The sequence below is a fragment of the Streptomyces sp. AB3(2024) genome (assembly GCF_041862025.1).
Taxonomy (GTDB): domain Bacteria; phylum Actinomycetota; class Actinomycetes; order Streptomycetales; family Streptomycetaceae; genus Streptomyces.
Map to the genome: position 1 here is coordinate 74,248 of NZ_JBGWAB010000020.1, position 14,639 is coordinate 88,886.

Sequence of the window (14,639 nt, forward strand, 5' to 3'; positions counted from 1 at the left end):
ATGACGGCCATGAGCGCACCCGCGAGCAGCAGCAACCGCCCGTTCCTCAACCGCCGGCTGGCCGCCTTCGGCACGACGATCTTCGCGGAGATGTCGGCGCTGGCCGCCTCCACGGGATCGATCAACCTGGGCCAGGGGTTCCCCGACACCGACGGCCCCGCCGAGATCGCCGAGGCCGCCGTCCGCGCGATCCGCGACGGCCGCGGCAACCAGTACCCGCCGGGTCCGGGCGTCCCCGAACTCCGCGCGGCGATCACCGCCCACCAGCAGCGCTTCTACGGACTCGCCTACGACCCGGACACCGAGGTGCTCGTCACCGCCGGAGCCACCGAGGCCATCGCCGCCGCCCTCCTCGCCCTCCTGGAACCCGGCGACGAGGTCATCGCCCTCGAACCGTTCTACGACTCCTACGCCGCCTGCATCGCCATGGCCGGAGCCGTCCGCGTCCCGCTCACCCTGCGCGCCCCGGACTTCCGCCCCGACCTGGACGCCCTGCGCGACGCCGTCACCCCGCGCACCCGGCTGCTCCTGCTGAACACCCCGCACAACCCGACGGGCACCGTCCTCACCCCCGCCGAACTGGCCGCGATCGCCGAACTCGCCGTAGAGCGGGACCTCCTCGTCGTCACGGACGAGGTCTACGAGCACCTGGTCTTCGAGGGCGGCCACACCCCGCTGGCCTCGCTCCCCGGCATGCGCGAACGCACCGTCACCATCTCCTCGGCAGGCAAGACCTTCTCCTTCACGGGCTGGAAGGTCGGCTGGATCACCGCCCCGCCCGCCCTCGTCTCGGCCGTCCGCTCCGCGAAGCAGTTCCTGACGTACGTCTCCTCGGGGCCCTTCCAGTACGCCGTAGCCGAGGCCCTCGCCCTCCCCGACTCCTACTACGAGGACTTCCGCGCCGACCTCGCCGCCAAGCGCGACCTCCTCGCCGGCGGCCTCGCCGACGCCGGGTTCGAGGTCTTCCGCCCGCAGGGCACGTACTTCATCACCACCGACGTCTCACCGCTCGGCGAGAAGGACGGGCTCGCCTTCTGCCGCGCCCTCCCCGCCCGCTGCGGCGTGGTCGCCATCCCGAACCAGGTCTTCTACGACGACAAGTCCGCCGGCGCCACCCAGGTCCGCTGGGCGTTCTGCAAGCGGACCGACGTCCTCCAGGAGGCCGTCAACCGCCTGCGGCAGCTCTAGCCGCGCCCCCGCACCCCCGCGCCTAGGCGCCCGGCAGTCCCGGGAGCCGGTACTCGAACCAGACGCGGTGGGTGCCGTCCTCCTCGACGAGCAGGCCGCCCGAACCGGTGATGCCGGCGAGGGCGGCCGTACCGCTGCCCGGGACGATCAGGAAGTGCTCGGTGCCCCGGTGCGGGCCACCGTCCGTGGTCGCCGAGTGGACGAAGTTGAAGGCGCCCTCCCGGCCTTCGAGGGAGCCTTCGAAGGACTCCATCGCGACGTACGTGCCGATCCCCGAAGCCTGGTCGAAGGCCGCGGTGAAGAGCGTGGCCGAACGGCCTTCGAGGCCCTCGCCCTCGTAGTGTTTCTCCAGCGTGGCGACGCCGACCGGAAGCGCGGTCTCCACCGCCGGTTCCGGTACGAGCGACGCCGGAGTGAAACTGACGACCTTGAAAGTGCCCGCAGTTCGCATCATCGGACGAGCGTACTGCCGTGGGCACGGGAAAGCCGGGCGGAACATGACGCTGGTGGCCCTGCGGCCGCGGGTACGGGAGCGCACGGCCCCGACGGCCCTCGTCGCGCTCGGGGTGTTCGCCGCCGTACGCGGAGCCGGGGTGCTGGTGGTGGCCGTCGGGTCCTGGTGGGCCGGCCGGGACCCGGTACGGGTGCTCGGCGCCTCCTGGGACTCCGTCTGGTACCTCGGGATCGCCGCCCACGGCTACGGCCGGACCCAGATGTGGGCCTCCGGCTCCATCCAGAGCGACTACGCCTTCTTCCCGCTCTACCCCGCCCTGGTGCGCCTCGCCGGCGGCACCGCGCTCGCCGGGCTCGCCGTGTCCTGGACGGCCGCCGCCGCAGCCGCCGTGGGCGTCCACCGGGTCGGGGAGCGGCTCCTGCGGGCCCCCAGGGGCGGGCTGCTGCTCGTCGGCCTGTGGGCGGTGCTGCCGCATTCCGTGGTGCTGACCCTCGGCTACACCGAGGCGCTGCTGGCCGCCCTCGCCGCCTGGGCCCTGGACTGCGTGCTGCGCGGGCGCTGGGCGTGGGCGGCGGCCCTGGCGGTGCTGGCCGGACTGACCCGGCCCACCGGGATCGCCGTGGCCGCCGCCGTGACGGCGGCGGCCGTACGGGAGCTGGCGCTGCGGGACCGGCGCGCGCCGGCGGTGTGGGCGGCCGGCCTGCTGGCGCCGGCGGGCTGGGCCGCGTACGTCCTGGCCGTCGGGGCGCGCCGGCACGACCCGCTCGGCTACTTCGCCGTCCAGCGGCAATGGGGCTCGCGCTTCGACTTCGGCGCGGGGGCGCTGGGCTCGGTGGAGAAGGTGCTGACCGGCGGGCACACCGCGCTCGCCACCACGGTGACGGTGGCCGTCCTGGCCGCGGCTGGCCTGCTCGCAGCGGCCCTCGTGCTGGAGCGGGCTCCGCTGCCGCTGCTCGCGTACACCGGGACCCTGCTGCTGATCACCTTCGGCGGGGCAGGGTTCTTCGAGTCGAAGCCGCGGTTCCTGCTGCCCGCGTTCCCGCTGCTGCTGCCGCTGGCCGCCGTCATGGCGAGAGCCCGGCCGCGCACGGCGGTCGGGGTGACCGTCTGCCTGGCCGGGCTCTCGTACGGCTACGGGGTGTACCTGCTCCTGGTGGCGCGGATACCTCCGTGAGGGCCGTCGGCGACTAGTTGTCCTCGTCGCCGTCGGTCTTGTCGTCGCCCTCCGCGGAGTCGACCTCCTTTTCGAGGCCGAGCTGCTCGATGAGCCACTTGTCGAACTCGATCGACGCGCGGACCCAGCTGACCGTGGAGGACACGAAGTGCTCCAGGTTGACGCCGGTGCCGATCAGCATCTGCGCCTCACCGATCAGACGGACCGAGCCGTCGTCGTGCGTGTGGCTGTAGACCTTGGGCCACAGGGTGCGACGGTTCCAGTCGTCGATCGATTCGAGCAGCTGCGGCTTGTCGTCGATCGCGTGCGGGCGGTCGTAGAAGGTCCGGACGGAGAAGACCTGCTGCTCGCCTTCGCCGCGGAACATGAAGTACGTCCGGAAGTCCTCCCACGGCGCCGCGAGGTCACCCTCGTCGTCGACGACGTACTTGAGCTCCATCTGCTCCAGGAGCTGCTTGACCAGATCCTGGTCGGGGACGACGGGGCCCGCCGGTCCTGTGGCCTGCGGTTCGGGCTGACCCCCGAAGTTCGGAATCGAGGCCGGGTCGATGCTCACCGTGTACTTCCCTTCGTGCGGATACAGCCATCCTCCCCCATCGGTCCCACCCCGTGTCCACCCCCGCACGCCCGATCCGCTCCGGGCGGACACCGGAGCGGGAACAGGGGCGCGGAGCAGGGCGGAAACCGGGGCGGAAACCGGGCGTGCCGGACGGGCTACAGGACCTTGCCGACCAGCAGGCCGTCGCCCGCCACGTCGACGCGGACGGTGTCGCCGTCCCTGACCTCGCCGGAGAGGATCTCCTTGGCGAGGCGGTCGCCGACCGCCGTCTGGATCAGGCGGCGCAGGGGGCGGGCGCCGTACGCCGGATCGTTGCCCTCGTCCGCCAGCCAGGCCAGAGCCGCGGGCGTGACGTCCAGGGTGAGCCGGCGCGCCGCGAGCCGCTGGGCGAGGCGTCCGATCTGGAGCTCGGCGATGTGGGCCAGCTCGTCGCGGGTGAGGGCGGAAAAGACCACCAGGTCGTCGAGCCGGTTGAGGAACTCGGGCTTGAAGCTCGCCCGCACCACGTCCAGGACCCGGGCCTTCTTGTCCTCGGCGGAGGTCGCCGGGTCCACCAGGAACTGGCTGCCGAGGTTGGAGGTCAGGATCAGGATGGTGTTGCGGAAGTCCACCGTGCGGCCCTGGCCGTCGGTGAGGCGGCCGTCGTCGAGTACCTGGAGCAGGATGTCGAAGACCTCCGGGTGGGCCTTCTCCACCTCGTCGAGCAGGACCACGCTGTAGGGGCGGCGGCGGACGGCCTCGGTGAGCTGGCCGCCCTCCTCGTAGCCGACGTAGCCGGGCGGGGCGCCGACGAGGCGGGCCACGCTGTGCTTCTCGGAGTACTCGGACATGTCGATGCGGACCATGGCCCGCTCGTCGTCGAAGAGGAAGTCCGCGAGGGCCTTGGCCAGCTCGGTCTTGCCCACGCCCGTGGGGCCCAGGAAGAGGAACGAGCCGGTGGGGCGGTCCGGGTCGGCGATGCCGGCGCGGGTGCGGCGCACCGCGTCCGAGACGGCGCGCACGGCCTCGCCCTGGCCGATCAGGCGGCGGCCCAGCTCCTCCTCCATGCGGAGCAGCTTCTGGGTCTCGCCCTCCAGCAGGCGGCCGGCCGGGATGCCGGTCCAGGCGCCGACCACGTCGGCGATGTCGTCGGGGCCGACCTCGTCCTTGACCATCGAGTCCTTGGAGTGGCCGGTCTTGGAGGCCTCCGCCTCGGCCTCGGTGGCCTCGGCCAGCTCGCGCTCCAGCGTCGGGATCTCTCCGTAGAGCAGCTTGGAGGCGGTGTCGAAGTCTCCGTCGCGCTGGGCGCGCTCGGCCTGGCCGCGCAGGTCGTCCAGGCGCTCCTTGAGCTCGCCGACGCGGTTGAGGGACTGCTTCTCCTTCTCCCAGCGGGCGGTCAGGCCGCGCAGCTCCTCCTCCTTGTCCGCGAGGTCCTTGCGGATCTTCTCCAGGCGCTCGATGGAGGCCGGGTCGGACTCGTTCTTCAGCGCCAGCTCCTCCATCCGCAGCCGGTCGACGGAGCGCTGCAGCTCGTCGATCTCCAGCGGCGAGGAGTCGATCTCCATGCGCAGCCGGGACGCGGCCTCGTCGACGAGGTCGATGGCCTTGTCGGGCAGGAACCGGGAGGTGATGTAGCGGTCGGAGAGGGTGGCGGCGGCCACGAGGGCGCTGTCGTTGATGACCACCTTGTGGTGGGCCTCGTAGCGGCCCTTGAGACCGCGCAGGATCGCGATCGTGTCCTCGACGGACGGCTCGGCGACCAGCACCTGCTGGAAGCGCCGTTCCAGCGCCGGGTCCTTCTCGATGCGCTCGCGGTACTCGTCCAGGGTGGTCGCTCCGACCATCCGCAGCTCGCCGCGGGCCAGCATGGGCTTGAGCATGTTGCCCGCGTCCATGGCGGAGTCCCCGCCGGCGCCCGCGCCGACGACGGTGTGCAGCTCGTCGATGAAGGTGATGATCTGGCCGTCGCTCGACTTGATCTCCGCCAGGACGGTCTTGAGGCGCTCCTCGAACTCGCCGCGGTACTTCGCGCCCGCGACCATCGCGCCGAGGTCGAGGGAGACCAGCCGCTTGTTCTTCAGCGACTCGGGGACGTCGCCCTTGACGATCCGCTGGGCGAGGCCCTCGACGACGGCGGTCTTGCCGACGCCGGGCTCGCCGATCAGCACCGGGTTGTTCTTGGTTCGGCGCGAAAGGACCTGGACAACGCGGCGGATCTCGTGATCGCGGCCGATGACGGGGTCGAGCTTGCCCTCGCGGGCGGCCGCCGTGAAGTCCGTGCCGAACTTCTCCAGGGCCTTGTACTGGCCTTCGGGATCGGGGGTGGTCACCCGCCGCCCTCCTCGTGCGTTCTCGAAGGCGGCCAGCAGCTTCTTCGCCGTCGCGCCCTGTGCGGAAAGGACCTCACCGGCGGCCCCGCCCTTGGCGGCGATCGCGATGAGGAGGTGTTCGGTGGAGAGGTAGTCGTCGCCGAGCTTGCCCGCCTCGGCGTCGGCCTCGGCGAGTACACCGAGCAGCTCGCGGGTGGGCTGCGGGGGCGCGACGGTGGAGCCCGTGACGCTGGGCAGGGCGGCGAGCAGCCGCTCCGCGCCGGAGCGGACGGCGGCCTGGTCGGCCTCGGTCGCGGCGAGCAGGTCGGTGACGTTCTCGTTGTCCTCGCCCGCGAGGAGCGCCAGCAGCAGGTGTGCGGGGGTCAGGTCGGCGTGGCCGTCCTTGACGGCCCTGCTGGTGGCCGCGTTCAGGGCGTCGCGGCTCTTGTTCGTCAGCTCGGCTTCCACTCTGTGGCTCTCCTCTCCGGCGGGGGTGCCGTGCACCGTGCACCGCACTGCGTAACTCTGACACGTTCAGCGTCTGCAAAGTTGAGTCTATTCCACTCAAGGCGAGTTACGTACGCTTCGGCGCATGTCCCATGACGTATTCGATCCGACGCCCGAATACCTCGCCTTCTGGCGGGAGCGGCACGTCTGCACCCTGACCACCCCGCGGCCCGACGGCACGCCGCACGTGGTGCCGGTGGGCGTGACGTACGACCCCGGGGCGGGGCTGGCCCGGGTGATCAGCAACAGGCACAGCAAGAAGGTGCGCAACGTCCTGACCGCCCCGGATGGTGCGGCGCGGGTGGCGGTGTGCCAGATGGAGGGCCGCCGCTGGGCCACCCTGGAGGGGCGCGCGGTGGTCCGTACGGACGAGGCGTCGGTCGCCGACGCGGTCGCGCGCTACGCGGAGCGGTACGGGCGGACGCCCTCGCCCAACCCCGACCGCGTGGTCCTGGAGATCACGCTGGACCGGGCGATGGGCCGGGCCTGACACGGCGGTCCGGGTCCACCGGGGCCACCGGGGCCACCGGGGCCGCCGGGGCCGCCGGGCGTTCTCAGCGGATCCTCATGTGATTGTCCGGTTCAACCACTGGACGCGGACATCACAACGGCGCCATCGTGGTCAGGTCCACGATGGCGCCGTTGTGTGGGGGTAGCACCTGGGGCGATCTGCAACGACGGGGGAATCGCCTCAGGCACTGCGGGGGGTGGCGGTGGTGATATCGGGTTCGAAGAGCTGGTGGTCCCGCTGATCGAGATTGACGAAGACCATGCCGTACCGGACCTCGCAGCGGACGGGCTGCGGTGCGCCCCGGGGGCGGCGCAGACAGCGGTAGGCGCGGACGTCCTCGTCCTCCTCGCGCACGACGACGATGGGCTGGCCGAAGAGGGTGACCATCAGCGAGTCGCCCGCGTAGGGGATCGCGGTCGCGAGGTCTATGAACTGCCAGCCGGACCGGTAGGCGGAAGCCATCTCACGTCGGAAGTCGCGGTCGTCGGGGGTCATCAGACGTCCATCGCAGGAAGAGCGGTCCAGCCGGTGTCGAACTTGCCGTTGTCCTCGGCGTCCGCCGGGGTCGCGGTCCAGCCGGTGTCGACGCTGGCGGGGGTCGCGGTCCAGCCGGTGTCGACGCTGGCGGGGGTCGCGGTCCAGCCGGTGTCGATGTCGGCGGGGTTGGCGGTCCAGCCCGTGTCGAAGCCGGCGGGGGTGGCGGTCCACCCCGTGTCCGACTTGGATATCGCGCCGCTGGCGGTCCAGCCCGTGTCGCCGGCCGGAGCGCTCCCCACGCCGCTACCGACAGCACTGACTGTCCCAAACACCGCAACAGCGGAGAAACCAACGGCAAGCGCCGAGCGAAGCATTCTCTTATACATGGTCGGCTTCGTCCTCACTTGATGGAATCCTCTCCCCCGCCTGACAGACGATGGCTCATTCAGGCACGTCAATGCCACAGGGACGATGCATCATGTTCTTGCATGTTCAGGACCCTGGGGGGTGGAGATTTGCCCAATAGTGCGACAAACCCGACACATCCCCACTCCGTCACGGCCCTGTGCCCTGAGGGAACGCGGCTGTACGCGGCGGCGCTCAGCACCGGCCGGATCGCGCGGAGCGAGGTCAAACAGGCTCCCTGCCTGCTTGAATTCGCCCTCCTGCAGCCCGACCCCGATGACGCCAACCAGCTCCGTCCGGTTCCCCCATCCGTTGCACTGGCGCAACGGCTGCATCCGATTGAACGCGAGATCCAGGACCGCCGTCGCACCGCTGTAGATCTCACCGATGCTTTCGAGCCGTTCCTCGCCATCAGCGCGCAGAGCCCCGCGGACACGCACGCCATCACCGTGCTGGAAGGATTCGAACGGATCAACGCGGCGCTGGACCTGGCGACGGCCGAATGTCATACGGAGGTGCTCACCGTCCAGCCGGGCGGCGCCCGGCCCTCCCTGGCCCTCACCCAGGCCCTGGAACGGGACGCTCCGCTGATCGACCGCGGCATCAGCATAAGAACGCTGTACCAGCACACCGCGCGGCACAGCCAGGGCACGCTCGCCTACGTGGACCGGATCTCCGCGGGCAAGGTGGAGATCCGCACCCTGGAGGAGCTGATCGAACGGCTGATCATCTTCGACCGGACCGTGGCCTTCATCCCGGTCAGCGACGACCGCAGGGTGGCACTGGAGCTGCGCCACCCCGGGCTCGTCGAGTACCTGATCAAGGTCTTCGAGCAGCTGTGGCGGCGCGCCGTCCCGCTCAACGACGAGATCACCTACACGCACACGCCCGACGGGATCTCGGGCGTCCAGCGGTCCATCGCCCAGCTGCTGGTCGAGGGGCACGTGGACGAGGCCATCGCGCGCCGGCTCGGAATGAACGTACGGACCTGCCGGGCGCACATCGCCCGGCTGGCCACCGCCCTGGGCAGCGGCAGCAGGGCCCAGCTCGGCTTCCTGATCGCCCAGTCGGGCATCCTGCACACCGAAGGCCCCCCGGACCTTCCGGAGGCCTGAGAGGGCCGCACAGGGCCACACACGGCCGCACGGGTTCCGCGGGGGCCCGCACGGCCGCCGGTACGCGAAGGCCCCGCCCGGGAATCTTGGGTTCTAGTGGTCGTTGCAACACCCCAGCTCAGGGGATGCAATGGACTTCGAGATCCGCGGGAGCCGCAAGGAACAGGGGCCCCGGAAGCTGCACCGGGAACGGGAGGAACACTTCCGGCTCGTGCAGCTGGGATTTGGCAACGTAGATGCGAGTCGACGCGTCGGCGTCAACCCTCGGACCGGCCGTGAATGGCGTAACGGTCGGCCCGAGGGCCGCAAGAAGCGGCCGAGGCCGCCCGCGTATCTGGTGCGGGCGGCCTCCGCGCCGTCCCGGTACCTCTCGGAGGCGGACCGGATCCACATCGCCGGCCGGTTGCGGGAGAAGGCCACGGTCCGGGCGATCGCGGCCGAGCTGGGCCGTAGTCCGTCCACGGTCAGCCGGGAGATCCTCCGCAACCGCCACCCCGTTGGCGGCCAGTACCGGCCCCACGCGGCCCAGGCCCGGGCGGATGCCCGCCGGCCCCGGCCCAAGCCCGGGAAGATCGGCCGGAACACCGCACTGCGGGACTTCATCCAGGACGGCCTGGACCTGAAGTGGAGCCCGGAGCAGATCTGCGAGAGTCTGCGCCGGACGTTCCCCGACAGGCCGGAGATGCACGTGGTCCACGAAACGATCTACCAGGCCCCCTACGTCCAGGGCCGCGGCGAGCTACGCCGCGAGCCGGCCCGGGCCCTGCGGTCGGGTCGTGCCCGGCGCATGCCGCGCCGCCAGGCCCAGCAGCGACAGCCCCGCTTCTCCACGCCGATGGTCATGATCAGCGACCGCCCTGCCGAGGTGGAAGACCGGGCCGTGCCTGGTCACTGGGAGGGCGACCTGATCATCGGCAAGGACAACGGCTCGGCGATCGGCACGCTGGTCGAACGCGCGACCCGCTACGTGATGCTCCTGCACCTCCCGGACGGCCGCAGCGCCGAACACGTCCGCGACGCCCTTGTGGCAACCGTCAAGACGCTGCCCGCACACCCGGTTCGCTCGCTGACCTGGGACCAGGGCTCCGAGATGGCCGCCCACGGCGCCTTCACCGTCGCCACCGACATCCCGGTCTACTTCTGCGACCCCGCCAGCCCCTGGCAACGGGGATCGAACGAGAACACCAACGGCCTGCTGCGGCAGTACCTCCCCAAGGGCACCGACCTGTCCGCCCACAGCCGCGAACACCTCGACGCCGTCGCCGCCCAGCTCAACGGCCGCCCACGCAAAACGCTCGACTGGGAAGCCCCAGCCGAGCGCCTGCATAAACTCATCGCGGCCTGAACAACCGACCACGTGTTGCAACGACCCCTAGAAACCGCCAATCCCCGGGCGGGGCCTTCGTACGCGTACGGCGGGCGGTCAGTCCATCGGGCGCTTGGGACGCCAGACGACCAGGGCGCTGCCGGGCTGCGGCGGCTGGTACGGGACCAGGTCGCGCCGGTACGAGGCGTGCACCTGGGCCTCGCGGGCCTGGAGGGCGGCGGCCGCCCCGTCCACGGCGCTGGACAGCTCGGCGACGCGCTGCTGGAGCGCGGCCACCTGGTTCTCCAGTTCGATGATGCGCTTGATGCCGGCCAGGTTGATGCCCTCGTCCTGGGACAGCTGCTGCACCGTGCGGAGCAGCTCGATGTCCCGGGCGGAGTAGCGCCGACCGCGGCCGGCCGTCCGGTCCGGGGAGACCAGACCGAGCCGGTCGTACTGCCGCAGGGTCTGCGGATGCAGGCCCGAGAGCTGGGCGGCCACCGAGATCACGTAGACCGGGGTCTCATCGGTGAGCTGGTACGCACCGTTGCCGAAACGGGGCTGTCGTCGGTGGCCGTCCATGTCATGCTCCCTTCGCGGACTCGAACAGCAGGGCGCGCGGGTCCTCGGAACCCGTCGCGTCGCGGAACATCTCCAGGGCCTCGCGGGCCTTGTCGGACAGCTCCGTCGGAACCGCCACCTCCACCGTGACGAGCAGGTCGCCGCGGGTGCCGTCCTTGCGGACCGCACCCTTGCCGCGGGCCCGCATCGTACGTCCGCCGGGGGTGCCCGGGGGGAGTTTCAGCGTGACCGCCGGGCCGTTCAGCGTGGGCACCTTGATGTCGGCGCCCAGGGCGGCCTCCGTGAAGGTCACCGGGACCGTCACCGTGAGGTTGTCGCCCTTGCGGCCGAACACCGGGTGGCCGTCCACGTGCACCACCACGTAGAGGTCGCCCGCGGGGCCGCCGCGCTCGCCCGGAGCGCCCTTGCCGCGCAGCCGGATCCGCTGGCCGTCGGAGACGCCCGCCGGGATCCGGACCTGCATGGTCCGCGAGCTGCGGGCACGCCCGCTGCCCTTGCAGACCTCGCAGGGGGTCTCCGCGATCAGGCCGCGGCCCTTGCAGTCCGCGCAGGGATCGGTCAGCGAGAAGCCGCCGCCGCTGCCCCGCGACACCTGGCCGGTACCGACGCAGGTCGGGCACACCCGGGGGGTGCCGTTCTTGTCACCGGTGCCGGAACAGGCCCTGCAGGGGGCCTGGGAGGACATCCGCAGCGGGACGGTCGCGCCGTCCACCGCCTCCGTGAAGGAGAGCGTCACCTCGGACTCGATGTCCTGGCCGCGGCGCGGCTGGGCGCGGGTCCCCGCACCCGGGCCGGCGCCGCGGTTGAACAGGCCGCCGAAGACGTCGCCGAGGCCGCCGCCGAAGCCGCCGGCCCCTCCCGCTCCGCCGCCCTGGGCGCCCCCGAAGAGGTCGCCCAGGTCGAAGTTGAAGGAGCCGGCGCCGCCGCCCGGACCGGGGCGGAAGCCACCGTTTCCGAACAGCGCGCGGGCCTCGTCGTACTCCTTGCGCTTCTTGGCGTCGCCGAGGATGTCGTTCGCCTCGGAGATCTCCTTGAAGCGCTCCTCGGCCGAGGCGTCGCCCTTGTTGGCGTCCGGGTGGAACTCGCGGGCGAGCTTCCGGTACGCCTTCTTGATCTCTGCCTCGGTGGCGTCCTTCGGGACACCGAGGACCTTGTAGTAGTCCTTCTCGACGAAGTCCTTCGTGCTCATCCCCGGTGGCCCTCCTCTCGGATCCCTACATGTGGTGCGTCAGCCCTTTTCGGGGGCATCCGTGTCCTTGTCGGACGGCTCGTCGCCCTCCGCGGACTCGGACTTGGCGGCGGGTGCCGCGCCCGGCTGGGGCTCGGCCACCGCGACCCGCGCGGGACGGATCGTACGCTCGCCGATCCGGTACCCCGGCTGGAGGATCGCCACGCAGGTGTCCTCCGTGACGTCCGGCGCGTACGAGTGCATCAGGGCCTCGTGGATCGTCGGGTCGAAGGGCTCGCCCTCCTTGCCGAACTGCTGCAGGCCCATCTTGGCCGCCGCGGTCTCCAGCGACTCGGCCACCGACTTGAAGCCGCCGACCAGTTCGCCGTGCTCGCGCGCCCGGCCGATGTCGTCGAGCGTCGGCAGGAGCTCCGTCAGCAGGGACGCGACCGCGATCTCCTTGACGGCGATCCGGTCCCGCTCCACGCGGCGGCGGTAGTTCTGGTACTCCGCCTGGAGCCGCTGGAGGTCCGCGGTGCGCTCACCCAGAGCGGTACGGGCCTGGTCCAGCTGCGCCAGCAGAGCCACGTCTGCTGCTGCGGAGTCCCCGGCCGGGGCCGCGGCCTCCTCCTTGCCGGAGGAAGCGGCGGCCTTCGGCTCGGCGGCGTCGTCGGACGTGCCGTCGGCGGGGACTTCGGGCTTCTCGTCGAAGCCCGGGGTCTCCTCCGACATCAGGCAGCGCCACCCTTCGGCTTCTCGTCGTCGACGATCTCGGCGTCGACGACGTCGTCGTCGGCCTTGGCCTGGCCCGCGTCACCGGCGGGGGCGCCGGCGGCCTGGGCGGCCTGGGCGTCGGCGTAGATGGCCTGGCCCAGCTTCTGGCTGATCGCGGCGAGCTTCTCGGTCGACGTGCGGATCTCGGCCGCGTCGTCGCCCTTCAGCTTCTCCTTCAGCTCGGTGATGGCCGTCTCGACCTCGGTCTTGACGTCACCGGGGACCTTGTCCGCGTTCTCCGAGAGGAACTTCTCCGTCTGGTAGACGAGCTGCTCACCCTGGTTGCGGGACTCGGCGGCCTCCTTGCGGCGCAGGTCCTCGTCCGCGTACTGCTCCGCCTCCTGGCGCATGCGGTCGACCTCGTCCTTGCCGAGCGAAGAGCCGCCGGTGACGGTCATCTTCTGCTCCTTGCCCGTGCCGAGGTCCTTGGCCGTGACGTGCATGATGCCGTTCGCGTCGATGTCGAAGGAGACCTCGATCTGCGGGACGCCACGCGGGGCCGGCGGCAGGCCGGTCAGCTCGAACATGCCGAGCTTCTTGTTGTACGCCGCGATCTCGCGCTCGCCCTGGTAGACCTGGATCTGCACCGACGGCTGGTTGTCCTCGGCCGTCGTGAAGATCTCGGACCGCTTGGTCGGGATCGTGGTGTTGCGCTCGATGAGCTTGGTCATGATGCCGCCCTTGGTCTCGATGCCGAGGGACAGCGGGGTCACGTCGAGGAGCAGGACGTCCTTGACCTCACCCTTGAGCACACCGGCCTGGAGGGTGGCGCCGATGGCGACGACCTCGTCCGGGTTGACGCCCTTGTTGGCGTCCTGACCGCCGGTGAGCTCCTTGACGAGCTCGGCGACGGCCGGCATGCGGGTGGAGCCGCCGACCAGGACCACGTGGTCGATCTCGGACAGGTTGATGCCCGCGTCCTTGATGACGTTGTGGAACGGGGTCTTGCAGCGGTCGAGCAGGTCCGCGGTGAGCTGCTGGAACTGCGAGCGCGTGAGCTTCTCGTCCAGGTGCAGCGGGCCCTCGGCGGAGGCCGTGATGTACGGCAGGTTGATCGTGGTCTCCGTGGAGGAGGACAGCTCGATCTTCGCCTTCTCGGCGGCCTCGCGCAGACGCTGGAGCGCCATCTTGTCCTTGGACAGGTCGACGCCGTGGCCGTTGGCGAACTGCTTCACCAGGTAGTCGACGACGCGCTGGTCCCAGTCGTCACCACCGAGGTGGTTGTCACCGTTGGTGGCCTTGACCTCGACGACGCCGTCGCCGATCTCCAGGAGCGACACGTCGAAGGTGCCGCCACCGAGGTCGAAGACGAGAATGGTCTGGTCGTCCTTGTCGAGGCCGTAGGCCAGGGCGGCGGCCGTCGGCTCGTTGACGATGCGCAGGACGTTCAGGCCCGCGATCTCGCCGGCCTCCTTCGTCGCCTGACGCTCGGAGTCGTTGAAGTACGCCGGGACGGTGATGACCGCGTCCGTGACCTTCTCACCCAGGTACGCCTCGGCGTCGCGCTTCAGCTTCTGCAGGATGAAGGCGCTCATCTGCTGCGGGTTGAAGTCCTTGCCATCCAGGTTGATCTTCCAGTCAGTGCCCATGTGGCGCTTGACGGAGCGGATGGTCCGGTCCACGTTCGTGACCGCCTGGCGCTTTGCCACCTCGCCGACGAGGACCTCGCCGTTCTTGGCGAAGGCGACGACGGACGGCGTGGTCCTGGCGCCCTCGGCGTTGGTGATGACGGTGGGCTCGCCGCCTTCGAGAACGCTGACGACGGAGTTAGTGGTGCCCAGGTCGATGCCGACCGCACGTGCCATTTCAATTCCTCCAGCTGACTTGAGTGCAACGGACTCAAGAATGCCGCATCGCGGCGCGGGCGTCAACAGAGGTGAGTCGATGGGGCTCAACCTTTAGGTGCCGCTTACGCTCAAGTGATCCCCCCTGGCCCGCGCGCGGGCCCGCCCGAGCCGCCGCCGACCGGGACAACTCCGGTCACCCCCGGGCAAATCCGGCCTCACCCGGGCTTGAGGCGGGGTCCAGGCCGGAGCTGCCGCGGCGGAGCCCGGGGGGGGGGGGGGGGGGGGGGGGGGGGGGGGGGGGGGGGGGGGGGGGGGGGGGGGGGGGGGGGGGGGGGGGGGGGGGG

Annotated in this window: 14 protein-coding genes; 5 read left to right on the forward strand and 9 right to left on the reverse strand. The window is 71.0% G+C overall.

All coding sequences use genetic code 11. From position 1 onward, the window contains the following. A complete protein-coding gene (locus ACEPPI_RS11720) occupies positions 1–1,188 on the forward strand; it encodes a pyridoxal phosphate-dependent aminotransferase (RefSeq protein ID WP_373915166.1) in 1,188 nt (395 codons plus the stop codon). Positions 1,189–1,210: 22 nt separating this feature from the next. Here the strand turns inward: ACEPPI_RS11720 and ACEPPI_RS11725 are convergent, their stop codons facing one another. Next, positions 1,211–1,639: a DUF3224 domain-containing protein gene (locus tag ACEPPI_RS11725; RefSeq protein ID WP_373915179.1), complete on the reverse strand. Its 429-nt coding sequence runs from the start codon at positions 1,637–1,639 to the stop codon at positions 1,211–1,213. Between the two features lie 55 nt (positions 1,640–1,694). On the opposite strand from ACEPPI_RS11725, the gene ACEPPI_RS11730 reads away from it, so the two are divergent. Beyond that, positions 1,695–2,816: a hypothetical protein gene (locus tag ACEPPI_RS11730; RefSeq protein WP_373915167.1), complete on the forward strand. Its 1,122-nt coding sequence runs from the start codon at positions 1,695–1,697 to the stop codon at positions 2,814–2,816. 13 nt (positions 2,817–2,829) lie between these two features. Here ACEPPI_RS11730 and ACEPPI_RS11735 read toward each other — a convergent pair whose 3' ends face one another. Together ACEPPI_RS11735 and clpB are read right to left on the reverse strand one after the other, a co-directional pair. Further along, the gene (locus tag ACEPPI_RS11735) at positions 2,830–3,372 is read right to left on the reverse strand and encodes a YbjN domain-containing protein (protein WP_285542727.1); all 543 of its coding nucleotides are present in this window, start codon (positions 3,370–3,372) and stop codon (positions 2,830–2,832) included. 158 nt (positions 3,373–3,530) lie between these two features. Further along, positions 3,531–6,131: an ATP-dependent chaperone ClpB gene (clpB, locus tag ACEPPI_RS11740; protein WP_373915168.1), complete on the reverse strand. Its 2,601-nt coding sequence runs from the start codon at positions 6,129–6,131 to the stop codon at positions 3,531–3,533. Positions 6,132–6,255: 124 nt separating this feature from the next. Between clpB and ACEPPI_RS11745 the strand changes: the two genes are divergently transcribed. Beyond that, on the forward strand, positions 6,256–6,660 hold the full coding sequence (locus ACEPPI_RS11745; protein WP_373915169.1) for a pyridoxamine 5'-phosphate oxidase family protein: 405 nt from the start codon (positions 6,256–6,258) through the stop codon (positions 6,658–6,660). A 201-nt stretch (positions 6,661–6,861) separates the two neighbouring features. On the opposite strand, the gene ACEPPI_RS11750 is transcribed toward ACEPPI_RS11745, so the two are convergent. Next, complete coding sequence (locus tag ACEPPI_RS11750) at positions 6,862–7,176, reverse strand: hypothetical protein (RefSeq protein WP_030228709.1); 315 nt, start codon at positions 7,174–7,176, stop codon at positions 6,862–6,864. Beyond that, positions 7,176–7,457 carry a hypothetical protein gene (locus ACEPPI_RS11755; protein ID WP_373915170.1) on the reverse strand — a complete coding sequence of 94 codons (282 nt, stop codon included), beginning with the start codon at positions 7,455–7,457 and terminating at the stop codon, positions 7,176–7,178. Before ACEPPI_RS11755 ends, ACEPPI_RS11750 begins: the two co-directional genes overlap by 1 nt. A gap of 189 nt (positions 7,458–7,646) precedes the next feature. On the opposite strand from ACEPPI_RS11755, the gene ACEPPI_RS11760 reads away from it, so the two are divergent. Next, a complete protein-coding gene (locus ACEPPI_RS11760) occupies positions 7,647–8,678 on the forward strand; it encodes a hypothetical protein (protein WP_030228713.1) in 1,032 nt (343 codons plus the stop codon). A 130-nt stretch (positions 8,679–8,808) separates the two neighbouring features. Next, positions 8,809–10,023 (forward strand): IS30 family transposase, encoded by a 1,215-nt coding sequence (locus ACEPPI_RS11765; protein ID WP_373915172.1) that lies wholly within the window; start codon positions 8,809–8,811, stop codon positions 10,021–10,023. A 78-nt stretch (positions 10,024–10,101) separates the two neighbouring features. On the opposite strand, the gene ACEPPI_RS11770 is transcribed toward ACEPPI_RS11765, so the two are convergent. Genes ACEPPI_RS11770 through dnaK form a run of 4 tightly spaced genes read right to left on the reverse strand, consistent with a single transcriptional unit; the run spans position 10,102 to position 14,313 of the window. After that, a complete protein-coding gene (locus ACEPPI_RS11770) occupies positions 10,102–10,566 on the reverse strand; it encodes a heat shock protein transcriptional repressor HspR (RefSeq protein ID WP_356210997.1) in 465 nt (154 codons plus the stop codon). A 1-nt stretch (position 10,567) separates the two neighbouring features. Beyond that, a complete protein-coding gene (dnaJ, locus tag ACEPPI_RS11775) occupies positions 10,568–11,755 on the reverse strand; it encodes a molecular chaperone DnaJ (protein WP_373915173.1) in 1,188 nt (395 codons plus the stop codon). A gap of 39 nt (positions 11,756–11,794) precedes the next feature. Continuing rightward, on the reverse strand, positions 11,795–12,466 hold the full coding sequence (gene grpE, locus ACEPPI_RS11780; RefSeq protein ID WP_373915174.1) for a nucleotide exchange factor GrpE: 672 nt from the start codon (positions 12,464–12,466) through the stop codon (positions 11,795–11,797). Beyond that, the gene (dnaK, locus tag ACEPPI_RS11785) at positions 12,466–14,313 is read right to left on the reverse strand and encodes a molecular chaperone DnaK (protein WP_356210989.1); all 1,848 of its coding nucleotides are present in this window, start codon (positions 14,311–14,313) and stop codon (positions 12,466–12,468) included. The genes grpE and dnaK overlap by 1 nt, the downstream gene beginning before the upstream one ends. Positions 14,314–14,639 lie beyond the last annotated feature (326 nt).